The 26,756-nt window shown below is 57.9% G+C and carries 22 protein-coding genes; 8 read left to right on the forward strand and 14 right to left on the reverse strand.

The features are described from left to right. Positions 1 to 77: 77 nt before the first annotated feature. Positions 78 to 1,565, forward strand: a complete 1,488-nt coding sequence (amyA, locus tag BLU28_RS24210) for an alpha-amylase (protein ID WP_022563280.1) — start codon at positions 78 to 80, stop codon at positions 1,563 to 1,565. 30 nt (positions 1,566 to 1,595) lie between these two features. On the opposite strand, the gene soxR is transcribed toward amyA, so the two are convergent. Then, positions 1,596 to 2,051 carry a redox-sensitive transcriptional activator SoxR gene (soxR, locus tag BLU28_RS24215; protein ID WP_003584914.1) on the reverse strand — a complete coding sequence of 152 codons (456 nt, stop codon included), beginning with the start codon at positions 2,049 to 2,051 and terminating at the stop codon, positions 1,596 to 1,598. 156 nt (positions 2,052 to 2,207) lie between these two features. After that, positions 2,208 to 4,313 carry a TonB-dependent receptor plug domain-containing protein gene (locus BLU28_RS24220; RefSeq protein ID WP_003584912.1) on the reverse strand — a complete coding sequence of 702 codons (2,106 nt, stop codon included), beginning with the start codon at positions 4,311 to 4,313 and terminating at the stop codon, positions 2,208 to 2,210. A 148-nt stretch (positions 4,314 to 4,461) separates the two neighbouring features. Between BLU28_RS24220 and BLU28_RS24225 the strand changes: the two genes are divergently transcribed. Then, the gene (locus BLU28_RS24225) at positions 4,462 to 5,931 is read left to right on the forward strand and encodes a glycosyl transferase family protein (RefSeq protein ID WP_077987512.1); all 1,470 of its coding nucleotides are present in this window, start codon (positions 4,462 to 4,464) and stop codon (positions 5,929 to 5,931) included. Positions 5,932 to 5,941: 10 nt separating this feature from the next. On the opposite strand, the gene BLU28_RS24230 is transcribed toward BLU28_RS24225, so the two are convergent. The 6 genes from BLU28_RS24230 to repA form a co-directional block, all read right to left on the reverse strand. Next, the gene (locus BLU28_RS24230; protein WP_022563278.1) at positions 5,942 to 7,141 is read right to left on the reverse strand and encodes a low temperature requirement protein A; all 1,200 of its coding nucleotides are present in this window, start codon (positions 7,139 to 7,141) and stop codon (positions 5,942 to 5,944) included. Positions 7,142 to 7,179: 38 nt separating this feature from the next. Beyond that, positions 7,180 to 7,464, reverse strand: coding sequence for a hypothetical protein (locus BLU28_RS24235; RefSeq protein WP_022563277.1), 285 nt, complete (start codon positions 7,462 to 7,464; stop codon positions 7,180 to 7,182). Between the two features lie 65 nt (positions 7,465 to 7,529). Further along, positions 7,530 to 7,742: a hypothetical protein gene (locus BLU28_RS24240; protein ID WP_077987513.1), complete on the reverse strand. Its 213-nt coding sequence runs from the start codon at positions 7,740 to 7,742 to the stop codon at positions 7,530 to 7,532. A gap of 450 nt (positions 7,743 to 8,192) precedes the next feature. Next, on the reverse strand, positions 8,193 to 9,470 hold the full coding sequence (repC, locus tag BLU28_RS24245; protein WP_022563276.1) for a plasmid replication protein RepC: 1,278 nt from the start codon (positions 9,468 to 9,470) through the stop codon (positions 8,193 to 8,195). Positions 9,471 to 9,655: 185 nt separating this feature from the next. Next, the gene (gene repB / locus BLU28_RS24250; protein WP_022563275.1) at positions 9,656 to 10,669 is read right to left on the reverse strand and encodes a plasmid partitioning protein RepB; all 1,014 of its coding nucleotides are present in this window, start codon (positions 10,667 to 10,669) and stop codon (positions 9,656 to 9,658) included. Further along, the gene (gene repA, locus BLU28_RS24255; protein ID WP_022563274.1) at positions 10,666 to 11,880 is read right to left on the reverse strand and encodes a plasmid partitioning protein RepA; all 1,215 of its coding nucleotides are present in this window, start codon (positions 11,878 to 11,880) and stop codon (positions 10,666 to 10,668) included. Before repA ends, repB begins: the two co-directional genes overlap by 4 nt. A gap of 406 nt (positions 11,881 to 12,286) precedes the next feature. On the opposite strand from repA, the gene BLU28_RS24260 reads away from it, so the two are divergent. The 4 genes from BLU28_RS24260 to BLU28_RS24275 all read left to right on the forward strand — a co-directional run bounded on the left by BLU28_RS24260 (position 12,287) and on the right by BLU28_RS24275 (position 17,060). Further along, on the forward strand, positions 12,287 to 13,672 hold the full coding sequence (locus tag BLU28_RS24260; protein WP_034500290.1) for an FAD/NAD(P)-binding protein: 1,386 nt from the start codon (positions 12,287 to 12,289) through the stop codon (positions 13,670 to 13,672). Between the two features lie 323 nt (positions 13,673 to 13,995). Beyond that, a complete protein-coding gene (locus tag BLU28_RS24265) occupies positions 13,996 to 14,391 on the forward strand; it encodes a RidA family protein (RefSeq protein WP_022563271.1) in 396 nt (131 codons plus the stop codon). A 31-nt stretch (positions 14,392 to 14,422) separates the two neighbouring features. Beyond that, on the forward strand, positions 14,423 to 15,511 hold the full coding sequence (locus BLU28_RS24270; protein WP_022563270.1) for a D-TA family PLP-dependent enzyme: 1,089 nt from the start codon (positions 14,423 to 14,425) through the stop codon (positions 15,509 to 15,511). Between the two features lie 70 nt (positions 15,512 to 15,581). Further along, complete coding sequence (locus tag BLU28_RS24275; protein ID WP_077987514.1) at positions 15,582 to 17,060, forward strand: M81 family metallopeptidase; 1,479 nt, start codon at positions 15,582 to 15,584, stop codon at positions 17,058 to 17,060. A 10-nt stretch (positions 17,061 to 17,070) separates the two neighbouring features. On the opposite strand, the gene BLU28_RS24280 is transcribed toward BLU28_RS24275, so the two are convergent. The 6 genes from BLU28_RS24280 to hutI form a co-directional block, all read right to left on the reverse strand. Continuing rightward, complete coding sequence (locus BLU28_RS24280; protein WP_034500330.1) at positions 17,071 to 17,643, reverse strand: HutD/Ves family protein; 573 nt, start codon at positions 17,641 to 17,643, stop codon at positions 17,071 to 17,073. 37 nt (positions 17,644 to 17,680) lie between these two features. After that, positions 17,681 to 18,691, reverse strand: a complete 1,011-nt coding sequence (locus tag BLU28_RS24285; protein ID WP_022563267.1) for an alpha/beta fold hydrolase — start codon at positions 18,689 to 18,691, stop codon at positions 17,681 to 17,683. 194 nt (positions 18,692 to 18,885) lie between these two features. Then, positions 18,886 to 20,559, reverse strand: coding sequence for a urocanate hydratase (hutU, locus tag BLU28_RS24290; protein WP_077987515.1), 1,674 nt, complete (start codon positions 20,557 to 20,559; stop codon positions 18,886 to 18,888). A gap of 11 nt (positions 20,560 to 20,570) precedes the next feature. Next, positions 20,571 to 21,374 (reverse strand): N-formylglutamate deformylase, encoded by an 804-nt coding sequence (gene hutG, locus BLU28_RS24295; RefSeq protein WP_022563265.1) that lies wholly within the window; start codon positions 21,372 to 21,374, stop codon positions 20,571 to 20,573. A gap of 72 nt (positions 21,375 to 21,446) precedes the next feature. Next, positions 21,447 to 22,991 carry a histidine ammonia-lyase gene (gene hutH, locus BLU28_RS24300; RefSeq protein ID WP_077987516.1) on the reverse strand — a complete coding sequence of 515 codons (1,545 nt, stop codon included), beginning with the start codon at positions 22,989 to 22,991 and terminating at the stop codon, positions 21,447 to 21,449. After that, a complete protein-coding gene (gene hutI, locus BLU28_RS24305) occupies positions 22,988 to 24,247 on the reverse strand; it encodes an imidazolonepropionase (protein ID WP_034500285.1) in 1,260 nt (419 codons plus the stop codon). Before hutI ends, hutH begins: the two co-directional genes overlap by 4 nt. Before the next feature lie 115 nt (positions 24,248 to 24,362). On the opposite strand from hutI, the gene BLU28_RS24310 reads away from it, so the two are divergent. Together BLU28_RS24310 and hutC are read left to right on the forward strand one after the other, a co-directional pair. Then, positions 24,363 to 25,709, forward strand: a complete 1,347-nt coding sequence (locus BLU28_RS24310; protein ID WP_022563262.1) for a formimidoylglutamate deiminase — start codon at positions 24,363 to 24,365, stop codon at positions 25,707 to 25,709. Between the two features lie 51 nt (positions 25,710 to 25,760). Further along, positions 25,761 to 26,486, forward strand: a complete 726-nt coding sequence (hutC, locus tag BLU28_RS24315; RefSeq protein ID WP_034500326.1) for a histidine utilization repressor — start codon at positions 25,761 to 25,763, stop codon at positions 26,484 to 26,486. Positions 26,487 to 26,756 lie beyond the last annotated feature (270 nt).

Genomic DNA, 26,756 nt, shown 5'->3' on the forward strand with positions numbered 1-26,756 from the left:
TCGCGCATCCCCGGTGGCGGAACCCTTTCGTCACCGGGCCGTTTATGGCGCGACCTGCTAACCATCGTGAGGGACATATGGCCGGACGCACCTTGCTTCAATTCTTCCATTGGTATTATCCGGACGGAGGGAAATTATGGAGCGAGGTGGCCGAGAAGGCCGAAAGCCTTGCCAAAATGGGCATTACCGACGTCTGGCTGCCGCCCGCCTACAAGGGCGCCGCCGGCGGTTATTCGGTTGGATATGACACCTACGATCTCTTCGACCTCGGCGAATTTGACCAGAAGGGCACCGTCGCCACCAAATACGGTGATCGTGGCGCCCTCGAGCATGCGGGCAAGACGCTGAAAGAGAATGGCATCCGTGTCATTCACGACGTCGTTCTCAATCACAAGATGGGTGCCGACGAGAAGGAAAAGGTACGGGTTCGCCGCGTCAATCCCGACGATCGCACGGATATCGACGACGAGGATTTTTCCGCACTCGCTTACACACGTTTCACCTTTCCTGGCCGAGGCGGCGTGCATTCCAAATTCATCTGGGACCAGAAATGTTTCAGCGGCGTCGATCACATCGAAGAGCCGACCGAAGACGGCATTTTCCGGCTCGTCAACGAATATGGCGACGGTGAGTGGAACGAGGAAGTCGATCAGGAAAACGGCAATTTCGACTATCTGATGGGTGCGGACGTCGAGTTTCGCAATCGGGCCGTCTATGAAGAGCTCAAATATTGGGGCCGCTGGCTTTCCGAGCAGGTCCAGGTGGACGGCTTCCGGCTGGATGCCGCAAAACATATTCCGGCATGGTTCTTCCGCGACTGGGTCGGCCATATGCGCGAGACTATTGACCCCGATCTTTTCGTCGTAGCGGAATATTGGCACCCCGATCTTGAGGCCTTGAAGAGCTATCTCGAACTCGTCGACAAGCAACTGATGCTTTTCGATGTCGCCCTTCACCACAGCTTCCACGACGCGTCGAAACAGGGGGGTGATTTTGACATGCGCAGCATTTTCGATGGTGCGCTTGTTGCCGCCGTTCCCGATCACGCCGTCACGCTTGTCGATAACCACGACACCCAGCCATTGCAATCGCTGGAGGCCCCGGTGGAGCCCTGGTTCAAGCCCCTAGCCTATGCGATCATATTGCTGCGTGAAAACGGCGTGCCTTGCGTTTTTTATCCCGATCTGTTCGGCACGAGCTATACCGACACGGGTAATGACGGCAATGAGTACAAAATCGATATGCCGGCCATCGAATGCCTGCCGAAGCTCATAGAGGCGCGCAGCCGTTTCGCCAATGGCGTACAGACGGACATTTTCGATGACCCGAACTGCATCGCCTTCGTTCGCCATGGCACCGCCGATGCGCCCGGTTGTGTCGTGGTGATGTCGAATGGCGAACCGGCGGAAAAGCATGTCGATCTCGGTCCGGATCATGCAGGGGCGGTCTGGCGCGACTTCCTCGGGCACCGTCAAGAGGAGATCACCCTCGATGAGAGCGGCAAGGGCGCCTTCCCCACCAATGGCGGCAGTGTCAGTGTTTGGGTGCCAGCCGAATCCGGGTGAGCAACAAGGCTAACGGTCCGAAAATTATGCTCACTCTGCCGAAACGAGGCGGCGGGGACCTGCGCCGTTATCGGCGAGAACATCGTTCGGATTGCGCAACGGACAATCATCCAGCGAAAGGCACCCGCAACCGATACAGCCGGTAAGCTGGTCGCGCAGCATGATCAGGTTGTTGATGCGGAGCTGGAGCATTTCCCGCCAGGATTGGGAGAACCTGCGCCAGTCGGCTGTTGTCGCCACCCGATCCTGCGGCAGGTCGGCCATCGCGTCCCTGATGATGCTCAGCTGTATACCCGCCCGCTGTGCAATGCGGATGATGGCGATGCGCCTCAGAACGGCGCGATGATAACGGCGTTGATTGCCGGCGGTGCGCCAGCCCTCGATCAATCCCTTCGCCTCGTAAAAATGGATGGTGGAGACGGCGATGCCGCTGCGGCGGGCAACCTCTCCCACCGTCAGGCTGTGTTTGAGTATGGTATTTTCCATTCTGGCTCCTGCTTCCGGACCGATTTCCGCTCGGAAACGCGGAAACACAACGAAGAGCAGCCGGTATAATTCCTCAACTATAGTTGAGGTCAATAGACCAACGGTCAAAAAAAGAGGCGCCCGATGGCGCCTCCGAATTTCGCGGCTATGACTGGATCAGAACTTCGCTGTCATGCTGATCCAGAAACGACGGCCTTCCATGACGGTGTTGAAATCGTCGGTGCCGACATCCTTGTCGAAGACGTTGTAGACGGCGGCATTGAGATCGACATTTTCGGCGACCGCATATTTCGCGCCGATATCAAGCGTGGTGTAGGCGTCATATTTTCGACCGGCCTTGCCGTTGATCGTCACCGGCGTGCCGTTCGTGCCGATGCGCGGGCCGGCATTGATTTCCGATCCGTGGTAATTCAGCGAGGCCCAGGCTTCAAGACCATCGATCGGTGTCACCCAGTCGCCGCGCAGATTGGCCATATGCTCCGGTGTCCGCGCCAATGGAAAACCTTGGTAATCACCGGTCTTCTGTTCGGAATGCGTATAGGTATAGTTGCCGCGCAGCGTCAGTTCCGGCGTCGCGTACCAGGTCGCCGTCAATTCCACACCCTGAATGACCGCATCGTCGATATTGTAATTATACCAGAGGCGGTAGTTGCGGTCTTCGCTCCAGCGGACAGGCGTTCCATCGGGATTGAGCACCAGCGCGTTGGAAATCTTGTCCTTGAAATCGGTGTAGAAATAGGTGGCCCCCAGAGCGACGTCACCATTCTCCCAAAGTGCCGCCACTTCGTAACTCGTGCTTTTTTCCGCTTCGAGGTTGGGATCGCCGATGATCACACCGCAGGTGCCGCTCGGACCATAGGTGCAACCGCCCCCACCTGTCGTATAGGCATAACCCGGCGCGATCTGACGGATTTCCGGTGCGCGGAAACCGGTGGAAACGCCGCCCTTGATGGTCAGCTCTTCCGTGGCGCTCCAGACGCCATAAAGACGCGGGCTGAAATGATTGCCGTATTTTTCATGGTTATCGAGGCGAAGCCCGCCCGTCAGCGCGAAATTGTCGACGATGCGCCACTCATCCTCAAGGAATAGAGCCCATTGCGTGGCCGAAAACGTCTCGTCCCGGCCGGTACGGCGGCCCGGGTTCTGGTCCGTCAGCCGTGCCTCGAAATATTGGCCGCCCGTGACCAGTGTGTGGTTGCCGAAGAGCTCGAAAGGCGTGGTGAACTTGCCATCGAGCACGGTATTGCGCACCTCCGGCGAGCGTGCATTTTCAGTCACGCGGCCGGTTCGGATGTTTCTGGTGAAATTGGTGCGTTCCGCCCATTCCTGCTGCAACGAGAATTCGGATGTGGTCGGTCCCCAGCGGCCGGTGTGCGAGAGTGACCAGTGGTCACGCGTGTTGATGTTGTAGGTGCCGTCGCTATTGGCCGCGAGCGATTCGCCAGGCTCGGCGCTCCGGCGTAGCCTTGTCTTGCCACCCTCGAGATAGATGTCGTGATCTTCGTTCGGCGTAAACGTCAGGCGGCCGTTGAAATCATATTCCTTGGCGCCGGTGGTCCCGCCCAAAATGCGGTCTTCGCCGCGCGTGAAGCCCCTGCCCCAGAGCTGCAGACCAAGCTGATCCTTGAGGATCGGACCGTTCGCATACCAGGAGACCTGGCCGCTGTTGCCGAATTTCGAATGCTGTTGAACCGTGCCCTCGGTGGTGACGGAGCCCGACCAGACGTCGCCGACCTTGCGGGTGATGATGTTGATCACGCCGCCCATGGCATCCGAGCCATAAAGCGAGGACATGGGACCGCGCACCACTTCGATACGTTCGATCGCCGAAACCGGCGGCACGAAGCTCTGTTCGAAGCCGGAGTTGCCATTCGTGCGGGCATCGCGCGTGCTCTGCCGCTTGCCGTCAACGAGGATCAACGTATAGGCGCCCGGCAAGCCGCGGATGAAAACATCCTTTTCGTTGGCGATTCCGGTGACGGACACGCCCTGCACTTCGCGCAGGGCGTCAGTCAGGTCGCGATACGCCCCCTTTTCCAGATCCTCCCGTGTGACGACGGTGATGCTGGCCGGAGCGTCTTTTACATTCTGCTCGAAACCGGACGCGGTGACGACGATCTGCTCAAGAACAGTGGTATTTTCGGATGCCTGCTGCGCAAAAGCGGGCAGAGCAATATTTAACGCGGTTCCCGCCATTGCTGCCGAAAAAGTAGTCTTTATTGTCATCGAAGCCTTTTTGCAGCCCCGGTACTTCAATTCCATGTTATGCCCCCGCATTTAACTTGAGAATTTCACCCCACTTATTTACGAGGGGGGTGCGGGTGCAACAGGTTTGTTTTCGAACAGTTCTAAATTCTAGAAATTGCAAAAAGGGCTCCCTCTTAAGATGAGTGGAGTAAAAATTCGCCAGATGACAACCAGCAAGAGAAAAGACGGACCGGCTTCCACGGCAAAACCCGACAGGCTTGGGCAGCTGAAACTGCTTGTCGCTTTTGATGCGTTGTTGCGGGAAGGTAGTGTCAGCCGCGCCGCGGCGGGCATGGGACTTCCAACATCATCGATGAGCCGGATCTTGCAGCAGCTACGGGAAAAATACGGGGACCAGCTCTTTCTCCGCACCGGCCAAGGCCTGCGCCCCACCCCCTTTGCCGAAGCCATGCGCCTGCGCATCCGCTCCCTGGCGGCAGAGGCCGAAAATCTGATCGATTATTCGCAGGAAGAACCCGACGCGCCGGCCACCATCAATAAGAACGGCTGGGAGCAGCCGGCATTGATGAAAGCACCGCCACTTTCCCTTCGCCCCAGCATTCTTCTTGAAGGTCAGCCGACGCCGGAAAACATTGCCGAGCGTCTCGCCCGCATCGGCCACAATTCTGCCCCACAGGAACGGCTCGCCAAGTATATTGCAACGTCTGCGATGGGAATAGGCAACAGCCGTCCGCTCAGCCAATCGGAGGCGACGGATGCACTGTCGATCATTCTGGAAGGGGATGCCGATCCGATACAGATCGGGGCACTGCTCGCCACCATGCATTATCGCGGCGTGACGGCGGCCGAACTGGCCGGCTTCATCCAGGCCACGTGGCGACATGTCGGGCGCGACCGCTACCGGCCTGTCACCGTCGATCTCGACTGGCCGGCTTATATGTCCCCCAAACACCGCGACGCGCCATGGTTCGTGCATTCTGCCCGCCTCGTTTCCATGGCGGGATACAGGGTGCTGCTGCACGGCCATGTTGGTCAGGGCGAAAATGGCGGCAAGCTTGAACGCGCCGCACAAGCCTGCGGTATTCCCCTTTGCCGTTCGCTTTCGCAGGCGGCCGAGGCCACGTCATCCGAACGGATCGCCTATCTCCCCCTGGGCGGCCTGTCTCTGCAATTCCAGAGCCTGCTCAGTCTCCATGGCATTCTGGAAATGCGCCCGCCGGTGCATACTGTCGTCCACCTTCTCAATCCACTGCGCGCAAGGAGCACCATTATAGGGCTCGCCCGTCCGGCCTATCAGGAGCTGCATCGCGATACCGCCCGCCTGCTCGCCGTGGAGAATCTCGCAATACTCGGTAACACGCGGGATTTCGCACAGTTCACGCCATTCCGCAGCACACGGATTTTCGGTCTTTCAAGCGGAAGGGACGTGGAGGTCCTGGTCCCCGCCCGCGAAGCACCGCCTGCCGAAATGCCAACCATGTTTACCACCTTCGAATATTGGCGTGCAGTCTGGACAGGAGCCGCGAAAGACGAAAGGGCGGAAACCATCATCATATCCACCGCCGCCGCCGCGTTGATGCTCGTCAATGACATGGGGCTTTCCTTTGACGAAGCTTACGCGAAAAGCCTCAAGCTCTGGAACGAGAGGACGCGCAATCTGGTCAGCGTCTGAGCATTCGAGATCACGCCGTGGCGACTGACTTTTTCAGAGCCAGATATTCCCACAGGGCAACAAGCAGCAGAATACCCGTGCTGGCCAGCTGCAGGATGAATAGCGGAATGCCCGGCACCGGCAACAATAGGCAGAGCGCTGCCACGCCCGCAAAATGCGAGACGGGGCGCTGATAGGTCGCTGCGATCTTGACACCGATATTGCCTGCCAGAAAGAGGACGGGACCACCGACGATTGCGATGGCCTCCCTTATCGTTGCGGCCTCGTGGGCGTGGGACAGGCTGAAATCCTCTCCCACCGCCGTCAGAATGATACCGGCGACGATTGGCAAATGTCCGTAATTGAAGAGATTATGGGCGATCTTCGCCTTCTCGTCGGCGTTCTCGGCTTTTCTGGAGGCTTCCGCCTGTCCGTGATGGAAGTAAATCCACCACATCGCGACGGTGCTGATGAAGGCGGAGCAGAAAACGACAAATGTCAGCCCGGAGTTCATATATTCGGTTGCCGTCCGGCCAGTGGTCAGAATTGTTTCCCCCAGACAGATGATGACAAACAGGGCGCAACGTTCCGCCAGATGCTCTCCGGAAAGATGCAGACTGTCGTCATCGCGAGAACGCAAGCCGGGGACAACATAGCGGCAGGCCGGACCGGCATACTCGATTGCGAGCGCCATGCCCCACAGGAGAATGCGTTCCCCCAGATCGCAAAATCCGCCTGCCAACCAGAACAGGCTCGAAATGGCCAGCCAGATCGTCACCCTCACGAACACCAGAAACGACTGCCGGTCTTCATCCCTGAAGGCATAGAGAGCAAACAGGCTTCGACCGATCTGCATGACGCTGTAGATCAGCGCGAAAACCAGGCCCTGTTCGGCAAAGGCTTCCGGCAAGGCGATGGCCAGCAGTACACCGCCAAACATCAGCACGAAGAGCAAAATCCTGACCGGTTCTTTTTCGGTATTCAGCAGATTGGTGATCCAGGTGGTGTGTATCCACAGCCACCACAGGGACAATATCAGGATGCCGGCTTCCAGCACCGCCGTTGGCCCAAAGTCCTTCGCCAGAGAATGGGATAACTGAATAAGAGCGAAAACGAAAACCAGATCAAAGAACAGCTCAGGAAATGTTGCCTTTCCCGTCTCCTGGCCGTCATGCCGGATCCAGCTTTCTGCCCTCGGCGCCCGTCGGGAAATCTGGGTTCCTGTTCTCATTCTGCTTCCGTTTGCGGAGCATAGATCATCGCAATCCCTCACTGTCGCAAGACGTGGGTTTCAGCCCCGGTATTGTTATGATCTGACCCGCGGCCGGGGAATTCCAGCCCACGCGCCCTGTCGGGAAGGAACTGCGGTCCCACCAGCCGCACCGTTTTTCCGGAGACATCAATAATGTAACTTTGGGCGGAAGGCGCCGATGAAACCGCTGCGTTACCGTCTTTTTTATCTTCCAGCCGGCTGATTTCCAGGGACTGGGAAAATACCGGCACGACCATTACGCAAACGAGGCCGGCGGCGAGAAAGAGGGGCTTGGGTAACATCGAAATTCCCTGACGCTTTTATCTGCGCCAATAACAGCCATCACCTGCATTTGTTCCGCGCAGCTTCAGGTATCGCCCTCAAGGTAAGTGCGGTATTGCACGTAATCACCGCTCGATTGCCCATCGACGACTTCAGGCGGCCGCCCCTCGCCCCCTGGGAGATAGCCGGTGTCTTCGAGGACCGATTTCACGAGCTCTGCAATCGCAATATGTCGGGGCATAGCTTTATCCGCCATGTAAAGGGCGACGGCCAGTTCTATATCATCCGGAAATGTCATGAGCGTGGCGTTCCGTTAAACCATGGACTGGAACGCGCAGTGCCAGCGAAAGTTCAATTCGTCGGCGCCAAGGTAGCGCGGATTGGCGACATATCGCGGAACTTTTTTCGAGGGAGGAACTTCTGCCCGAAATGAACAGGCTGATGTTCACCGTAGGTTTTCAGTCCGGCCCCGTCGCAATTTAATTGACCCTGGAATGCGGCGAGACAGCTACTTGGCATTAAAAATGCTCCAGACTCAAGCAATTGAAACCAATCATGGAAACGCGCAAACGAAAGCTAAATTGGACTTAACTTTCGTTACTTTGCATTAACCACGGGAAGCCCCGATCGGACACAAAGTGTTCTAGCAGCTTCGTTCCAACGAATCTTTTGGTGTTTGCGTGAACAGCAAGAATCTAACCGCATAGCCGGTTTTTCGCAAGCTGCCGCCGCTCCGCTCATCACGCCCTCATGATCTCGTTCCCGCCTCCTGCTTGTCTGTCCGACCACGCAGTTGCGCCGTGAGCATAGCCTTGAGATCGAAACTACCTTCCTGGGCCTTACGTGTGAGATTGCGCAGATATCCGCCAAGCGAACTGATTTGATCAGCCTTCTGCAACAGGCAAGCGAGGATGGCCGCTGTTCCCTGCCTCCCGAAGGTGGCCAAAGCGTCCTGATAGGCCGACTGGCTGATGCTGAACATCGTTCTGATGACGGAAGTTGCCACCTCCATATCTCTCCAGCCAGTCACCGCACCTCCAGGTGCATAGAGTGAGATGTCCGGGCACGCTTTCAAAACCAAAACAATATCAGGAACAAAAAATTGCTTATGAAGATCGTTCTTGGGTGTTGGTTTTGGAGGTGTGACACCAGTGACCGCGGCATCTGCGGATGTGGACGCGACTGTTGCAGCATTTCGAACCGGCGCGGCATCCTCCAATTCCTGCGGTTCAGATATGGATTCGGATTCTGAATTCTTTATGAGGCGCTCATTTTGGCAGTCATTGCCGCTCAAATTTTCCGATTTTTCAAGATTTTCCAGATAGTTGGTCACTTCTGTGCGCAGTGAAGCCAGAAAACCGGCGATTTCCTTGAGTTCAGCTGTCTTCGAATTGCGCCCTAGAGCCCGCGCGATGTCGTTGTAACGGGCCTGAAACCCGTCAAAGATCTCGATCTTGCCGCTGGCAGCAATCATTTCGCAGAGTTTCTGGATGTCCCGACGGCAGAGGCTGATCGTCTCGCGAAGCCGTTGAAGATCGAGCCGTTCGCCAATGATGCGTTCGGCCAGTTCCTCTATTTCCGTTTTACGAGCAAGAAGCGGTGCGAGTGAGAACCCGTAGGCTTCGCTGATCTCGCCACCCCTGTGCTTCCGTGCGTAACGTTTCCCATTCGGGCTGTCCTTGCGGATGATGAGGCCGGCTTCGACAAGAGCCGAAAGATGCCGACGCAATGTCTGTTCCGCCATGCCATGTGCCCTGAGCGACAACTGCGTATTGGATGGAAACACCACCAATCCGGCTTCGCTGGAAAGCTCATTTTTGGGATAAAAGCTCAGGAGCGCGTTCAGAACGGCAAGCGAGCGATCGGTTACGCCGAGCAGCGGTCTTGCTTCACAGACCGACCGATAGAGTTTCCATTTGTCGACTGCTTCGCATTTTCTGTTTTTCTGCGCGGCAAACTGGGTTGCGAGCACGCCAAACGACATCGCTCGCCGCCCAAAGGGCGTCGTTACACATGTGCTGTCCATGTCTTTCACCTTTCACAAGGCAAAAGAAAATCGCTCACCGAAAAATTCGATGCCAAGACTCTTGACTATGATTCGCGGAAATGAGATTCTTCGGGTGCTTAAATCAAAGAAAGGCTTCCGCGCGGCAACGTTCGGGGGCTTTTTTCTTTTGTGATGCGTCTCCTGTTAGTCGTTCGGGTTAGAAATCACTGCTTGGACCGATACTCGGCAAACAGCGTCTGAAGATGCTCAAGAACGAATTCGGCAAATTCCGGTGCTTCGTTCTTGTCGATCGATATATCCAGCTTGCGGTCGCTCTCGACCACTTTCGCCAGGCGACGGCCCGTATCCGAAGACCATACGCCGGTTTTCTTGGCCTGTGCCTTTGGCTTCAAAAAGTCCAGAAGCGCCTTGAAGCGTTCTTCGGAAGGAAGCGAGGCAACCGTCGGTTCGCTGACATATGCGCGGGCCGCCTCCTTGACCTGTGAGGAGGAAAGCTGGTCGGCAAGATCCATCCAGTTGCGGCGGCCGACAGTGGGTGCGGGGCCTATGAGATCGACCAGATCCTCTGGAATGCGTCCAACGACCGAAAGCATATTGGACAGATCGCCCTTGTGAAGCGACATTGCCGCCATGATCGTGTCTCGAGGGAACCGCATCTGCAGTTTCTGCGCAAACCGTGCTTTCTCGATATAGGTCAGGTCGCGGCGTTCGTTATTTTCCTGGCCCTGGGCCACCACCAGCTGTTCATCGCTGAGATCCCGCACAACGGCCTTGACCGGAATTCCAAGACTTGAAACGGCGCGAAGGCGGCGATGACCGAAGGCGACCTGATAACGGCCCGGGAAATCGGGATGCGGGCGCACGAGAATCGGCACCTGCTGCCCCTGCTCACGAATTGCCTCCACCAGACCGGCATCGGCCTCTTCGGAAGCGGGCATACGATCCGGTATGAAGGAGGGATCGATATCCGCGGGGTCGAGAGAGACAATCGTCAGTCCTTCGGCGAGCTGCTTTTCAATGGCTTCAGCCCGTTTGGCGCGCTCCGAGACTTCATTCAGCGATTGACCGATCATACCGACGGGGGAGTTCAAAACATCCGTCACCAGCTCAGGGGAGCCGAGGATAGGCCTGATACGGGGTCGCGAACGCTCCGGCGTGGTATCGTTGTTGTCAGTACCCGGTGTGCCAAGATTTGCGAAGATTTGTTTTCTGCTCATGCTGCCCTACCCCACGCTTTTTTAATCAGTCCTTCGATTTCAGCGTTCACATTGTTCATGGCTTCCAGCGCGCGATCATAGGTCGACCGGGTGAATTGCGTCCTCTCCACTTCGAAGAGCGTCTGGTTGGTCAATCCAGCGTCCGAGACCGCCGTGCTTTTCAGCATCGGATGATTGAGGACGTTTTCACCAAAGATCGATCGCAGGAAAGCGACCATCTGGTTCTGCGGCCCGTCGCTCGGTTCGAAACGGGTGATCAGGTAACGCATCCAGTTATAATCCGACCGAGCACCGGCCCGGCCAATTTCTGCCAGAAGGTCGCCGGTCATGGCGAGGAACTGGTTCATCGACATCACGTCAAGCATCTGCGGATGGACGGTGACGAGCACCGATGTCGCCGCTGTCAGAGCCGAAAGCGTCAGATAACCGAGTTGCGGTGGGCAATCGATGACGACAACGTCGTAGAAATTTTGCGCTTGGGCGATCGCCTGGCCGATACGGGCGAAGAACAGCGTGTCACCCGGTGCACGGCGCATCAGCGCACGCGGAGTATCGTGTTCGAACTCCATAAGTTCCAGATTGCCAGGAACAATGTGGAGATCGGGAATATAGGTGCCACGGACAATCTCGGCGATGGGGCGGCGTTCATCGTCATAACGGATCGCGCCATAAAGCGTCTCGTTCGGCCCGACATCAATCTCGGGCTGGTGACCAAAAAGCGCGGAAAGGCTGGCCTGGGGGTCGAGATCGATGGCAAGAACCCGATAGCCACGTAGTGCCAGATATTGCGCCAGATGGGCAGAGGTGGTTGTCTTTCCCGAACCGCCCTTGAAATTCATGACGGCGATGACCTGTAACTCTTCACCCTCCCGGCGGTGGGGCAGGTAGCGGCGTGTGCCACGCGCACCCTGGTCCAGAAAACCCCTGATATCGCGCATGTCTTCTACGGAATAGGAGCGACGCCCGGATACCTGCGCGGCATCAAGCTCAGGCAACTCGGAAGCGATCTGGCGCAGATAGGCTTCGCCAATGCCGATGAGCTTTGCGGTCTCAGCCGGAGAGAAATGCCGCATGCTCTTTTCGGTATGTGGGGAAAATGTATTTGCGTTATGCGCCTGCAACTGGGCTGACAACGCAGCCGAATGCTGTTGTATAAGACTCGTCAGGTCAGGTGCTCCTGCGGCACGTCTTAAATCGGCACTCTGTGTCATCGGTCTTCTTTCGCTCGAAATTGCAGTAGCGGTTTTTTTCGAAAAAGGCGGTTTTTTCCGCAACTGAGATATAAGCGCCGATTCTCTTTTTGGCGCAATAGGCTTTTTTCTCATGTACAGAGACGCCGCTAAAGCATTGTGGAAGAATCACTTTTCCCTTCTTGGCGTTTTCTGGTTTGCCGCGGCTAACTTGGCCTCGTTTTTCCCCTCGCTCCCTCGCTCCCTCGCTCCCTCGGCTTGAGTTATGACAGCAGGTGGGCCGGAAGTTTGCCGCGGCTAACTTTCGCTATCTCGCTAGGGCGGGGCAGTTGGGAAATTCAAGGGTGGACATTCGCAGCATGACTAGAGTATGGGAGGCCTCGCGCTGGTTGCCGGGCAATTCCATTGTCGTTGGTTGGAGGACTGAATGTCCTATGACGTCGCTCTAGTCGGTTCGGGTTTCTCGGCCATTTGTACAGCAGCCCATCTCCTGTTATCACTGCCAGCGGAGGCGTCGATTGCCATCGTTGGTGACGAGTCGGATTTTGGCCGCGGAACCGCCTATCGCACGGAACTACCCTATCATCGGCTGAATGTGCCTGCGGGGCGTATGAGTGTCTTTCCAGACCGCCCGGACGATTTTGTCGAATGGTTGGCGCAGAACGGGCTGGGAAACGATCCCCTTCTATTCGCGTCGAGGGGCGATTATGGGCTCTATCTGCGGGACCGGCTCGCCAGTCTTCTCAGAAGCCGGGAACAGCGGGCGCGTGTGGATTTTATTCGGGCGAAGGCATCCGCTTGCCGGCCCGAATCACAAGGCGGCTTTACCTTCACCCTGGAAAATGGCGAGACATTGCAGGCACGCAATGTCGTTCTGTGTCTCGGCGTTGGTGCTGCAAGTTTGCCGGTGCAAACTGTCGCAAAACGTGAAGAGGGCGTGCAGCGCGTGGTGAGCCATTGCTGGCAGCCGGGATGGTTGTCCCGGGTGAAGAGCGGGGATCGTATCTGTATCCTTGGTTCCGGCCTTACGATGATCGATCAGGTGTTGACGCTGCGCGGAAAAGGTCACCGGGGCCCGATCCATGTCCTGTCCCGCCGCGGGCTCATTCCGCATCCGCATGTTAGTCCGCCTGTGCCGCCTAGCGCTCCGCGTCTGCCTGAAGGTTCCACTGAGATAAGCGAGCTATTACGATCTCTCCGTCAACAGGTGACCAACGGGGCGCCATGGCGCTCGGTTATGGACGGTTTGCGGCCAAAAACACAATCGCTATGGCAGAGCCTCAGCTCACAGCAACGCGCAAGGTTTTTGCGGCATGCGCTGCCTTGGTGGAATATCCATAGACATCGCATCGCGCCTGAGGTGCATGACGCCTTTGACAAGCTGTTGTCAGACGGCGTTCTCACTATCCACGCGGGTTATCTCCAGGCGATCGATGAACAGGAGGAGAGCATCTCCATTCGTTATCGCGTTCGGCATACGCAGATGATTAAGGAACTGCAGGTCGATTGGGTCATCAATTGCACCGGCATGGAACGCGCGGGTATCGGCCACTCTCGCCTTCTGGAAAGCATGCGATCTGACGGGGTGCTTCGGCTCGATTCCTTTGGCCTTGGTGTCGAGGTCGACGGCGATTCCCGGCTGCTGCGCACGGATGGCCAGGCATGGCCAGGTCTCTTCGCCGTCGGCGCGCTGACGGCAGGCCGGTTCTGGGAAATTACCGCCGTTCCGGATATACGGATCCAGGCTCGTGATATAGCGCATTTCATCACTGACAGAGTGATCGGTAAGCGCCTCATATCCGCACAAGGCTGATGCCTGTTGCGGACCCAACAATGGTGCCGGACTCTCCGGCCTCCTCATTTATAATGCGTAGTTTGCCGCGGCAAACTCGTCGGTTGAGTCACGGTCACCGCGTGGATGACGCTCTTTGGCCTGGATGCAATAGGTCATATTCGACGCGTAGCGAAAAATCGCCGGCCGTTAAGTAAATATCCGCAACATTCAAAAAATGTCGCGAAAAGCGAATGAATCTCATCATTTGCTAAATAATTTACATGGGTTATGGAGTATCGTCGTTAAACCGGCTATAAATGCAAGAAAAATTGAACATCATGAAAATAATTTGCGAGGCTTGAATGGTGAAAAATAAGTTGGTGCGGTTCGAGGTCGCAGATAGCCAGGCCGGCGGGCAGCGTCGACCCTTCGCCAAGGCCGTCCGGGCCGGTGATTTCGTCTATGTGTCCGGACAGGTGCCCACCATTGACGGCGAAGTGGTGACTGGCGGTATCGTCGCCCAGACCGAGCAGGTGGTGGCCAATCTCAAGGATGTCCTGGCGCTGGCTGATTGTACGCTTGCCGATGTGGTGAAGGTGAATGTCTGGCTGGATGACGCCAGGGATTTCTCCAGTTTTAACGCCGTGTTCCAGAAACATTTCATCGATCATCCGCCTGCACGCTCAACCGTACAGTCCCCGCTGATGGTTGACGCCAAGGTGGAAATGGACGTTATCGCTTATAAGCCTTTGGCTTAAGTATCTGATTTATTTCGCTTAGAGAGATATGATGACCTATCCATGGCCTGACGAGGGCGCAAAGCTTGATGCCATTTCGACGCCAATGCCGGTGATCGACGAAGACCGGCTTGCCGCAAATATAAAGAAGGCGCAGGCCTATCTCGACAGTCATGGCAAGGCCTTCCGGCCGCATATCAAGACACACAAGATACCGGCCATCGCCCGACAGCAGCTTCAGGCCGGCGCCATAGGCATCAATTGCCAGAAAGTTAGCGAAGCGGAGGTTTTCGCAGACGCCGGTTTTGACGATATCCTGATTACCTACAATATTCTTGGTGCCGCGAAACTGTCGCGGTTGAAAGCGCTGAATTCCCGTATAGCTCAGCTGAGCGTTGTCGCAGATAGCGACGTGACGGTTGCCGGCCTCGCTGCCACATTTGATGAGGGGCGGCCGCTCGGCGTGCTCGTTGAATGTGATACCGGTGGAAAGCGTTGCGGTGTGCAGACACCGGCGGCGGCAGCGGCACTTGCTGAGAAAATCGTCGCCGCGACGGGACTTATATTCAAGGGTATCTTGACCTATCCGGCACCGGGCGGAGCTGAAAAGGTGGAAAGCTTCCTGCGCGACACCATGGTGCTGCTTGCGGCAAAAGGCGTGGACTGCCCGGTTCGTTCCAGCGGCGGCTCGCCGGACTTCTATGCAGCGCATCTCGTTCCCTCTGCAACCGAACACCGGGCAGGCACCTATGTCTATAATGACCGGGCGATGTTGCGTGCCGGCCATTGCACGGCCGATGATCTGGCAATGCATGTTCTCGCTACCGTTGTCTCGCGGCCTGCAGCGGACCGCGCCGTGCTTGATTGCGGCTCCAAGGCTTTGACCTCCGATCTCCTCGGCTTCAACGATTATGGGCTGATCGAAGGCCATGAAGGCGCAAAAATCATCTCACTCTCTGAAGAACACGCGGTTGTCGATCTTTCCGGCTGCGCGTCCGGCGGTCCCCGGATCGGCGATGTCGTCAGGGTCGTGCCGAACCATACATGCGTCGTCAGCAACCTTTTCGACAGGATGGTGTTCCATCGAAACGGCGTTGTTACCCGCGTCGAAGAGGTCGCTGCACGCGGTACGGTCTGGTAATGTTACCCGGCTAATTAACTTGAGGAAACGAGCTCAGCCCGCAGGCAGCTCCGGCAACGAGACCCCATAAATGCGCATATTCACGGCGTCGCTCGCCACCGAAACCAACACGTTTTCACCTGTTCCCACGGATATGGATGCCTTTCGTGCGGCTTTCTATGCCGGGCCGGGTGAACATCCGGACACGCCGACGCTATGCTCCTCGCCGGTCCCTATTCTGCGGCGCCGCGGCAAGGCGGAAGGGTTCACGGTCATCGAGGGCACGTCCTGCTGGGCGGAGCCTGCCGGCCTCATCCAGCGCCAGACGTATGAAACACTGCGAGACACCATTCTTTCGGAGCTCCGGGCAGCCCTGCCGGTCGGTGCTGTGGTTCTTGGCCTGCATGGCGCCATGGTGGCGCAGGGCTATGACGATCCTGAAGGGGATTTCCTGTCGCGGATCCGGGCAATGGTGGGCCCGAACGTCTTAATTGCGGCGGAGTTCGATCCCCATAGCCATCTCACGGCATTAAGGGTTGAAAGCCTGGATATCATGGCGACGTTCCTGGAATTTCCCCATACCGATTTTGAGGAACGCGGCGAACATGTCGTCGAAATGGCGTTGCGTACTCTGCGCGGCGAAATCAGGCCCGTCATCTCGACTTTCGATTGCCGGATAATCACCATTTATCCGACCAGCCGTGAGCCGATGCGTTCTTATGTGGACCGGCTGAAGGCGATGGAGGGCAAAGACGGTATTCTCTCCATCTCCGTTATTCATGGATTCATGGCGGGTGATGTACCGGACATGGGCACACGCATCGTCGTTGTTACGGATGACGACAGGACCAAAGGGGACGCGCTGGCCGAAAAGCTGGGCCGTGAACTTTATGCCATGCGCAGGCTGACCGCCATGCCGATGCTGGATACGGAAGCCGGTCTCGACCAGGCCGTTGCCATTCGCAGCGAAAATTCGCAAAGGCCGGTGGTGATCTCGGATATATGGGATAATCCCGGCGGCGGTGTCGCGGGTGACGCGACCCACATTCTGCGCCGCATGGTAGAGCGCGGCATGGACAGGATCGGCGTCGCGACGATCTGGGATCCCATCGCAGTGTCTTTTTGCCATGCAGCGGGGGAGGGCGCAGAGCTCGATCTTCGCATCGGTGGAAAATCCAGTCCGCAGGGCGGCGATCCGCTGGATTTCCGAGTAAAGGTTATGCGCACCGTCGAGACGGGCTGGCAGAGTTTCCGTAATAGCCGCGTTACGCTCGGCCGCGCCGCCGTTGTCCGGCCGCTCGGCACCGAAATCGACATCATTCTCATCACCAGTCGAACGCAAACTTATGAGCCGGATATCTTTTCCAATCTCGGAATCGATTTCGCGAAAAAAGACCTGTTGCTCGTCAAGTCGACCAACCATTTTCACGCGGGTTTTGCGCCGATCGCTTCAGAGATCGTCTATATCGCGGCCCCGACCTCCTATCCCACCGACCCGGCAAAAACACCTTACCGCAAGGCAAGCCTTGGCCTATGGCCACGGGTTTCCGACCCGCTCGGTCTCGATTGAGGGAAGCAGCTTAGACCTGATCAAACGTCACGACGAAGAAACGACCATCCTCTTCCATGCCCTTCACTGCAAATCCGGCGCCGCGCTCCAGCAAGAGGCTGTCGCGTCGCTGCAAATGCACCGTTTGGCCGGCCGATGAGACGCTGACGGGATCAACGGCAAAAATTATTGTCGCCGTTGAGCCTGTCGACTGGACAGTGAGTGTGGTGCGGTGTCTTTCGACGCGATGCGAATATTGCTCGCGACGGGACATGACATTGAGATCGACGATGGGACCGTCTGCCAAAACGGCGTCCACCGGAACATCCGCGGCGAAGGGCAGGGGATCGCTTGCCATCGTCAACACCACCGGCTCGCGTGCGTCGATGCTGAGGCTCATGCCTTTCCCTTCGAGGATGCAAAGGGTGCGATCAACTCCGGGAAATATGGAAAAAGGCCCGTCTTGCGCAACGTTCGCCATGCTGATGCGCCAGTCGAAATCCGCCATCGGGGCTTTTGCGGGATGAACGATGATCTCTGTCGTTACACCGCCGCCGTTTTTCCAGGGCATTGATGTATAGGCGGTGTTTTCTAGGTGTCTCATCTTCTGCATTCCCTGGTCGTTTGTCTGGACGATGGCACTATTTATCGCGGTCGCCAGCGATACGTTGTTCAAGCTTTTTTTGCGCGGCGCGTAGATCAACACTTTTTCCGGCGAGTTTTTCGATTGCCGCGACCACAAGATCACGCGCAACGTAGTCCGACTTGTGTCCGAGATTCCTCACAATGATCAAGCTCGACCCATCAATAGCGCGTGCAAGCTGGCGGGAATGAATTTCCGGTGAAACAACATTGTCGGTGTCGCCGGTTATAATGACGGTCGGCGCCTTGATTTTGGAGTAGTTCGGTGAGGCGCTCCGCGCCCATGTGTTCAGCGCGGCGACTTCCTGCGCGTTATGGCGAAAAGCCTGCGGTCTCAACGCCCCCCGTGCGCGCGTTGCCTCCACATAGCCGGGAGGACGATGATTGGGGGCGAAAACCCCGCGCGTCGCCCGGTCGAGCGCAAGGAAACCCACGGGCGGTGCGACGAAGATCGAAAAAAGCGGGCCTGTCACCCGGGCGCTTGCCGCCGTGTAATACCAGGCGATGCCTCCAGGCCAGGGGTAAACCGCCGGAGAAAGAAACACCAGGCCCGACACCATTTCCGGGTGGCGAAGCGCGAATGCCGCGGTAATGGCTCCGCCAAAGGAGTGGCCGACGATGATGGCCTTGCGGATGCCGCGCTTTTTCATCAGTTGAGCCACGGCGTCGGCCTGTCCGTCGGGCAGGATATTATCTTTGCCGCCGATGTCGGAACTGCCATGGCCCGGCCTGTCGACGAACAGAAGTTTTGCGCGGCCGCGGAATTTGTCCGCAAAGGACAACAGCGGGTCGTAGAGACTTGCGCTCGCGCCATGCAGGAAGACGATCGGTGGCAGCTCCGCCTGCTTTTGCGGCTCCAGCAACAGGCTGTTGAGCTTATATCCGCCAACATCGATTCTTACCGGCACAGCCTCTTGGGCCTGGGAGGATGCAGGGACGGTCAAAGAAAAAGCCGGAAAAATTGCACCAACCAAAAAGCTGAAGGCAAGTGAAGTACGCCGCGGTGCCATGCTGTCGTTCGCACTCCATTAAAAGCTTGCCGCGCCGTTATAGACGCTAAAAATGATCGGCTATGACCGACCAACAGCTAACAACGAGAAAATCGAACCGGAAGTTTCAGTCAAAGGAGCGTTGGGTAATGCCCTGAGGCTTTGCCGACGCAAGGTCGGAATGCCGCGCGGCGATGGACCGCGCGGCACGCTCATTAATTGCCGAGAATACCGGGGAGACGCAGTCCCTGCTCCTTGGCGCATTCCACGGCAATCTCGTAACCTGCATCGGCATGGCGCATGACGCCGGTTGCCGGGTCATTCCACAGAACACGCTCGATCCGACGCGCGGCGTCGTCGGTGCCATCGCAGCAGATGACCATGCCGGAATGCTGGGAAAAGCCCATACCAACACCGCCGCCGTGATGCAGCGATACCCAGGTTGCACCGGATGCAGTGTTAAGCAGTGCGTTAAGCAGCGGCCAGTCCGATACGGCATCGGAACCGTCCTTCATGGATTCGGTCTCGCGGTTGGGCGAGGCGACGGAGCCAGAATCGAGATGGTCGCGGCCGATCACGATAGGCGCCTTCAGTTCACCGTTCCTGACCATTTCATTAAAGGCAAGCCCGAGACGATGGCGGTCGCCGAGCCCCACCCAGCAAATGCGGGCAGGCAGGCCCTGAAACGCGATGCGTTCGCGCGCCATATCCAGCCAGTTGTGCAGGTGTTTGTTGTCGGGCAGTAGTTCCTTCACCTTGGCGTCGGTCTTGTAGATGTCCTCCGGGTCACCGGAAAGTGCCGCCCAGCGGAACGGCCCGATGCCTCGGCAAAACAGCGGGCGAATATAGGCCGGCACGAAGCCGGGGAAAGCGAAGGCGTTTTCCAGCCCTTCGTCCTTTGCGACCTGGCGGATATTATTGCCGTAATCGAGCGTCGGAACGCCGGCGTTCCAGAAATCGACCATGGCCTGGACGTGAACTTTCATGGAGGCGCGAGCGGCAGCGGCAACCGCCTGTGGATCACTCTCCTGTTTGGCGCGCCATTCGGCCACGCTCCAGCCGGCAGGCAGATAACCATGGATCGGATCGTGCGCCGAGGTCTGGTCGGTCACGATATCGGGCCGGATGCCGCGACGGAAAAGTTCCGGGAATATCTCCGCTGCGTTGCCGATCAGGCCGACGGACTTGGCCTCGCCGGCCTTCGTCCATTGATCGATCAGCGCCAGCGCCTCATCAAGTGTACGCGCCTTCGCATCAACATAACGGGTGCGCAGACGGAAATCGACGCGGGTTTCATCGCATTCGACGGCAAGGCAGCAGGCGCCGGCCATGACGGCGGCGAGCGGCTGCGCGCCGCCCATACCACCGAGACCGCCGGTCAGGATCCATTTGCCCCTGAGATTACCGCCATAATGCTGGCGGCCAGCCTCCACGAAGGTTTCGTACGTTCCCTGCACGATGCCCTGGGTGCCGATGTAAATCCACGAACCAGCGGTCATCTGGCCGTACATGGCTAGGCCCTTCTTATCCAGCTCGTTGAAATGATCCCAGGTGGCCCAATGCGGCACCAGATTCGAATTGGCGATCAGCACGCGCGGCGCATCCTTGTGGGTGCGGAAGACGCCGACCGGCTTGCCGGACTGCACGATCAGGGTCTCGTCCTCGTTCAAATCCTTCAGCGTCGCGACGATGCGGTCGAAATCGTCCCATGTGCGGGCGGCGCGGCCGATGCCGCCATAAACCACCAGCTCATGCGGTCGCTCGGCCACATCAGGGTCGAGATTGTTCATCAGCATGCGCAGCGGCGCTTCCGTCATCCAGCTTTTGGCATTGAGCTCGGTGCCCTGCGGTGCGCGAACCTCGCGAATATTATGGCGCGGATTGTTCATAAGATTTCCCCTTATCGTTTCGTGTCGAGCGCAAATTCTTCCATGCGCGTGAGAATCGTCTTGAGATGCTGGCGAAGGCGTTCGGCTTTGCCCGCGTCATAAGCAAAAGGCGGAACCTCGCTTTGCAGATGCGTGGATTGTGCCAGCTCCATCTGGATTGCGTGCACACCTTTCTGCGGCTTGCCATAATGGCGCGTCGTCCAGCCACCCTTGAAGCGGCCGTTCAGAACGCTGTCGTAACCTTGCGCGGCGGCGGTGGCCTCAACGGCGATGTGCTCGATGGCGGGATCACAGGTTCTGCCCATATCCGTGCCGATGTTGAAATCCGGCAGCTTGCCTTCAAAGAGGAAGGGGATGTGCGAACGGATCGAATGGCAATCATAGAGAATGGCGATCCCATGGATGCCCTTGATCCGCTCGATCTCGGCCGCAAGAGCTGCATGATAGGGCGCGTGGAAGGTTTCCAGACGGTCCGCAATGTCATCCGGCGTGGGTTCCTGCCCTTCATTCCAGATAGGCTTGCCGTCGAAATCGGTGTCCGGAACCAGCCCGGTCGTGTTCTGGCCCGGATAAAGGCTCACCCCGGCCGGGTCGCGGTTGGCGTCGATGACATAACGATGGAACGTCGCCCTCACGGTTGTCGCGTTTTCCAGAAGCCCGGCATAAAGCTCATGGATGTACCAGTCCGTATCGGCCAGAATTTTGCCGTTGTCGTTGAGGCGGCTCCAAATCTCCGCCGGAACATCCGTGCCGGTGTGAGGCAGACCGAGGATGATCGGCGAAGTGCCTTGGTGAAGGGCAAAGGGAGTCTTCATCGATTGCCTCTCTTTTCCGTGGGTTTAGCCCCTGCAAGAACAGAGTTGGCGAAGGTTAAAACGTGCCTCATCTCAAGCCTCCAGCTTCGGCAGGATGCCGTCCGAAATCGTGGCGACCAACGCACCGGAGGCGATCAACTCCGCCGCCGCCTTGAGATCCGGCGCCATATAACGGTCTTCCTCCAGCGAAGGGATTGCGGCCCGTAGCACAAAAATGGCCTTTTGCAGTTCCGGGCTGGTTTTCAGCGGCCCGCGCAGTTCCACGCCCTGAACGGCTGAAAGCGCCTCGATCCCGAGGATGGCGAATAGATTGTCGGTCATCGGCAAAAGTCGCCGCGCTCCGTGGCAGGCCATGGAGACATGGTCTTCCTGGTTGGCCGAGGTTGGCGTCGAATCCACCGAGGCCGGATGTGCCATCTGCTTGTTCTCGCTCATCAGCGCTGCGGAAGTGACTTCGGCGATCATGAGCCCGGAATTCAGCCCCGGCTTCTTGGAAAGGAAAGCGGGCAGGCCATAAGAAAGCGCCGGATCGACCAGTAGCGCGACACGGCGTTGGGCGATGGCCCCGATCTCGCAAATCGCGAGCGCCGTCTGGTCGGCGGCGAAGGCCACCGGTTCGGCATGGAAATTGCCGCCGGACACGACGGAATTGTCAGAAAGCACCAGAGGATTGTCGGTCACCGCATTGGCTTCGATTTCCAGTGTGCGGGCCACCTGCCGCAGGAGGTCAAGGCAGGCGCCATCCACCTGCGGCTGGCAGCGGATGCAATAGGGATCCTGCACCCGCTCATCGCCTTCGATGTGGCTGATGCGGATTTCGGAGCCGTCGAGCAGCCTGCGAAGCGCAGATCCCGCGTCGATCTGCCCCTTGTGGCCCCGCAGGCTGTGAATATCCGGGTGAAATGGAGCGGAAGACCCCATGGCGGCGTCCGTGGAAAGTGCGCCGGTAATCAGCGCAGCCTGCGCGGCGCGATGGGCGCGAAAAAGCCCGGCAAGCGCCAGTGCGGTGGAGGTTTGCGTGCCATTGATCAGGGCAAGCCCTTCCTTGGCGGCGAGAACCACCGGCGTCAGCCCGGCTTTCGTCAGCGCCTGGCCGGCGGGCAGCAGAGCGCCCTGATAAAAAGCCTCGCCCTCGCCCATCATCACCGCCGCCATATGGGCAAGCGGCGCGAGATCGCCGGAAGCGCCCACGGAACCCTTTTCGGGAATGACGGGAATAACGCCCTGTTCCAGCATGGCCTCGATCAGCCGCACCAGTTCCAGCCGCACGCCGGAAGCGCCGCGGCCAAGCGAAATCAGCTTCAGCGCCATGATCAGCCGAACCACATTTTCAGGAAGGGGCGCGCCTACACCGCAGCAATGCGAAAGGATGAGATTGCGCTGCAGCGTTGCCACGTCGGCTGCATCGATCTTGATGGAGGCAAGTTTTCCGAAACCGGTATTGATGCCATAGACGGGGGCATTACCCGCGGCAATCTCGGCAATGCGGGCAGCCGCCTTTTCAATGCGGGCGTCGAACGAGCGGTCCAGCTTCGCGGAGCCGTTGTTCCAGTAGATGCCGGCCAGATCGGCCAGGGCCACGTTGCCGGGGTGAAGCGTAATGATCGTCATGGTCATGGAGAAACCTTCTGTCCCTTGAATATGCGGGCATGGAGCGGATTGAAACCGATGCGATAGACAAGCTCGGCCGGGCGTTCGATATCCCAGATTGCAAGATCAGCGGATTTCCCGGCCTCCAGCGTGCCGGTTTCCGCAAGCAGGCCAAGCGCCTTGGCGGCATTGCGCGTTGTCGCTGCCAGGCATTCCTCCACGGTCATGCGGAAAAGCGTTGCACCCATGTTCATGGTCAAAAGCAGGGAAGTGAGCGGTGAGGTGCCTGGATTGCAGTCGGTGGCGAGGGCGATTGTCGCGCCTGCATCGCGCAATGCCTGCATCGGCGGAGCCTGTTTTTCACGAAGCGCATAAAAGGCGCCAGGCAAGAGTACGGCCACGGTTCCCGCCTTGGCCAGTGCCCTGGCGCCTGATTCATCCAGATATTCCAGATGATCGGCGGAAAGCCCGCCGCAGGAGGCGGCAAGCGCTGCGCCACCCAGGTTGGAAAGCTGCTCGGCATGCAGCTTGACTGGCAGACCAAGCTGCCGCGCCTTTTCAAAAACGCGTGCGATTTCTTCGACGGAGAATGCGATGCCTTCGCAGAAGCCGTCCACCGCATCGACCAGCCCTTCGGCCTGTGCCTTTTCCAGCCCGGGCAAAACGACATCGGTGATATAGTCACCATTCCTACCCTTATATTCAGCGGGTGTTGCATGGGCGGCCAGATAGCTGGTGACGATCCGCACCGGCCGCAGCGTCTCCAGCCTGCGGGCAACACGCAGCATTTTCAGTTCGGTATCTATATCGAGGCCGTAACCGGATTTGATTTCGATCGTCGAGACGCCCTCGGAAAGAAGCGTATCGAGACGGGGCAGCGCTTGCGCCATCAAGACATCCTCTGAAACCGCGCGCGTGCTGCGCACGGAGGACACGATGCCGCCACCCGCCTTGGCGATCTCTTCATAAGTCGCGCCATTCAGCCGCATTTCGAATTCCATGGCGCGGTTGCCGCCAAAGACCAGATGGGTGTGGCAATCTATCAGAGCGGGAGTGATCCAGCGCCCGTCGCAATCGGTGATTTCCTCCGCGGCGGCGAGATAAGCGGGCAGATCGCTCTCCGGGCCAGCAAATGCGATGCGACCGCTGCTGACGGCGATCACGCCTTTTTCGACTGCGCCGATGCCTTCCCTCAATGGATCGAAGGTGGCCAGCCGGGCATTACGCCACAAGGCCGTTGCGTTTCCCATCGCCGCTCCCTTTGCAGATTTGTTCCCGGGCATTGCTTTTCGCCTTTCCTTTATGGCGTAAATGTATATACATAATAATCGGCTTGGCAAGCCGCATTTTCTGTCCGAAATGGCCTTGCCCGATGTCGTAACAAGAGGAGAGGGTGGTATGACGGCAATTCACGCAGGTGCGGCACTTCTCAGCGGCGGGTGGGCGCAGGATGTCCGTATCGTCTGTAATGGCGGGGTTGTTTCATCGGTCGAAAGCGGTGTTTCTCCCGAGCGGCAGGATGAACGCCATGCCGTCATCGTTTCGGCCATGCCCAATCTTCACAGCCACGCCTTCCAGAGGGCCATGGCTGGACTTGCCGAAATCCGCGGGCCTGCCGACGACAGTTTCTGGAGCTGGCGCACGGTCATGTATAAATTCGCCCTCTCCATGACGCCTGACCATGTCGAGGCCGTTGCTGCACAGCTTTATATGGAAATGCTGGAGGCCGGTTTCGGCAGGGTCGGAGAATTCCATTACCTGCACAATGACAGGGACGGTTCACATTACGGAAATATCGCCGAAATGGCGGAGCGTATCGGCGCTGCCGCCGCCCAAACGGGCATAGGCCTGACATTGCTGCCGGTCTTTTACGCGCATTCCGGTTTCGGCGGTCAGCCGCCAATCGACGGGCAGAAACGTTTCATCCATTCGATTGACAGTTACGAAAAGCTGATGCAGGGCGCACAGGCTGTCGTCAAATCCCTTCCGGGTGCGGCGCTTGGCATCGCGCCGCACAGCCTGCGCGCTGTGACCGGTGATGAGCTTGCGGCCATCGTGCCGCTCGCAAAAGACGGGCCGATCCATATTCACGTGGCGGAACAGATCAAAGAGGTCGAGGACTCCCTCGCTTTTTCCGGTGCGCGGCCAGTGGAATGGCTTCTCGGGAACGCGCCGGTCGATAAGCGCTGGTGCCTCATACACGCCACGCATATGACGCAAGCGGAGATACGCCGTATGGCACGGAGCGGCGCGGTTGCGGGCCTCTGCCCTGTCACGGAGGCCAATCTCGGCGACGGTGTCTTTTCCGCTCCGGATTTTCTCGCGGAAGACGGACATTTCGGTGTCGGATCCGACTCCAATATTCTCATCTCGGTTTCTGAAGAGCTGCGCACGCTGGAATATTCCCAACGTCTGTCTCGGCGCGCGCGTAATGTCATTGCCGATGCGGGCAGTTCCACCGGGGAAAAACTTTTCCAGGCGGCGCTGGAAGGCGGTGGCGGGGCACTCATGTCAGAAAGTAGAATCGAAAAGGGAAAAAGCGCCGATCTTGTCGCGCTCGATATTTCGGCCGTGCCCTATCTTCCCGCGTCAAAGATCCTCGACCAATGGTTATTTGCAGGCAATGTCCGTGTCGATACCGTTTGGGTCCGTGGCGAAAAACAGGTGCAGGCGGGTCAGCATATCCGGCGCCGGGAAATATCGGATCGTTTCAACCAGGTCATGGCCGAACTTCTTAATAGCTGATATGGGCTCGGCGAGAACGAGAAAGAGCCCGTGCGGAAAGGTATCACGGACGTGACAAAGGCATCGGCCGGACAGACCCTGCATCAGACGATCCTCAGCGATATAGAGGGGCGGATCGTCTCGGGGGAATGGCCGCCCGGTTACAGGCTGCCGTTCGAGGTCGATCTTGCCACCCATTATGACTGCTCGCGCATGACAGTGAACAAGGTCATGAGTCAGCTCGCCAAGGCGGGTTTGATCGAGCGACGCAAGAAATCCGGCAGTTTCGTTCGTCAACCGCAGATCCAGTCGGCAGTTCTCGAAATTCACGACATCAGGGCCGAGGTTGAATCCCTCGGTCTTGATTACGGTTTCAAGGTTCTGAAGTGCACGCAGCGTACGGCAACGAAAGACGACCGTACACGGCTTGACATGGCAGCTGGCGCGCCGCTGCTGGATATTGTCTGTCTTCACTTCGCGGGCGAGCGGGAATTCTGTATCGAGCAGCGCCTTGTCAACCTCGTAACGGTGCCGGAGGCTGCAGAAGCCGATTTCGGCGGCGTCGCGCCCGGCCCGTGGCTGCTCGGCCATGTTCCGTGGAGCAATGCCGAACACCGCATCAGTGCCGAAACGCCGTCGAAAGAGATTGCGCGCCTGCTGGCCATATCTGAAAAGCAGGCCTGCCTCGTCGTGGAGCGCCGGACATGGAGCAATTCCGGCGCCGTCACCTATGTGCGGTTCACCTATCCCGGAAATGCGCACGCTCTTGTCGCCCGCTTCAGCCCGTCCGCGGATTGATCGTAAGGCTTAAACTCCTCTTATTGCGAACATGAAACCCCATATAGGCGAGGCATGCTATGCTTCCTGCAAAGTCGTGCTGGAATCATTAATCGTTGGTAATTAATACGATAAATTGGAAACTACCTTTTATTATCAATAGCTTGACTGATTTTTTTAGAATTCGCATTTTCGGCTGTTGACTTGTTCGGTGGGGTTCTCTTATAAGTCCGCTCACTGAACGAGGGCGGCGGCGCTGCTGGCGACGAAGTCTTTCGTTCTAAATAAATC

The sequence above is a fragment of the Agrobacterium pusense genome (assembly GCF_900102105.1).
GTDB lineage: Bacteria > Pseudomonadota > Alphaproteobacteria > Rhizobiales > Rhizobiaceae > Agrobacterium > Agrobacterium pusense.

Coding starts and splice junctions, on each gene's coding strand:
- amyA (WP_022563280.1), top strand. CDS start 78: ATGGCCGGACGCACCTTGCTTCAATTCTTCCATTGGTATTATCCGGAC.
- soxR (WP_003584914.1), bottom strand. CDS start 2,051: ATGGAAAATACCATACTCAAACACAGCCTGACGGTGGGAGAGGTTGCC.
- BLU28_RS24220 (WP_003584912.1), bottom strand. CDS start 4,313: ATGGAATTGAAGTACCGGGGCTGCAAAAAGGCTTCGATGACAATAAAG.
- BLU28_RS24225 (WP_077987512.1), top strand. CDS start 4,462: ATGACAACCAGCAAGAGAAAAGACGGACCGGCTTCCACGGCAAAACCC.
- BLU28_RS24230 (WP_022563278.1), bottom strand. CDS start 7,141: ATGAGAACAGGAACCCAGATTTCCCGACGGGCGCCGAGGGCAGAAAGC.
- BLU28_RS24235 (WP_022563277.1), bottom strand. CDS start 7,464: ATGTTACCCAAGCCCCTCTTTCTCGCCGCCGGCCTCGTTTGCGTAATG.
- BLU28_RS24240 (WP_077987513.1), bottom strand. CDS start 7,742: ATGACATTTCCGGATGATATAGAACTGGCCGTCGCCCTTTACATGGCG.
- repC (WP_022563276.1), bottom strand. CDS start 9,470: ATGGACAGCACATGTGTAACGACGCCCTTTGGGCGGCGAGCGATGTCG.
- repB (WP_022563275.1), bottom strand. CDS start 10,669: ATGAGCAGAAAACAAATCTTCGCAAATCTTGGCACACCGGGTACTGAC.
- repA (WP_022563274.1), bottom strand. CDS start 11,880: ATGACACAGAGTGCCGATTTAAGACGTGCCGCAGGAGCACCTGACCTG.
- BLU28_RS24260 (WP_034500290.1), top strand. CDS start 12,287: ATGTCCTATGACGTCGCTCTAGTCGGTTCGGGTTTCTCGGCCATTTGT.
- BLU28_RS24265 (WP_022563271.1), top strand. CDS start 13,996: ATGGTGAAAAATAAGTTGGTGCGGTTCGAGGTCGCAGATAGCCAGGCC.
- BLU28_RS24270 (WP_022563270.1), top strand. CDS start 14,423: ATGACCTATCCATGGCCTGACGAGGGCGCAAAGCTTGATGCCATTTCG.
- BLU28_RS24275 (WP_077987514.1), top strand. CDS start 15,582: ATGCGCATATTCACGGCGTCGCTCGCCACCGAAACCAACACGTTTTCA.
- BLU28_RS24280 (WP_034500330.1), bottom strand. CDS start 17,643: ATGAGACACCTAGAAAACACCGCCTATACATCAATGCCCTGGAAAAAC.
- BLU28_RS24285 (WP_022563267.1), bottom strand. CDS start 18,691: ATGGCACCGCGGCGTACTTCACTTGCCTTCAGCTTTTTGGTTGGTGCA.
- hutU (WP_077987515.1), bottom strand. CDS start 20,559: ATGAACAATCCGCGCCATAATATTCGCGAGGTTCGCGCACCGCAGGGC.
- hutG (WP_022563265.1), bottom strand. CDS start 21,374: ATGAAGACTCCCTTTGCCCTTCACCAAGGCACTTCGCCGATCATCCTC.
- hutH (WP_077987516.1), bottom strand. CDS start 22,991: ATGACCATGACGATCATTACGCTTCACCCCGGCAACGTGGCCCTGGCC.
- hutI (WP_034500285.1), bottom strand. CDS start 24,247: ATGCCCGGGAACAAATCTGCAAAGGGAGCGGCGATGGGAAACGCAACG.
- BLU28_RS24310 (WP_022563262.1), top strand. CDS start 24,363: ATGACGGCAATTCACGCAGGTGCGGCACTTCTCAGCGGCGGGTGGGCG.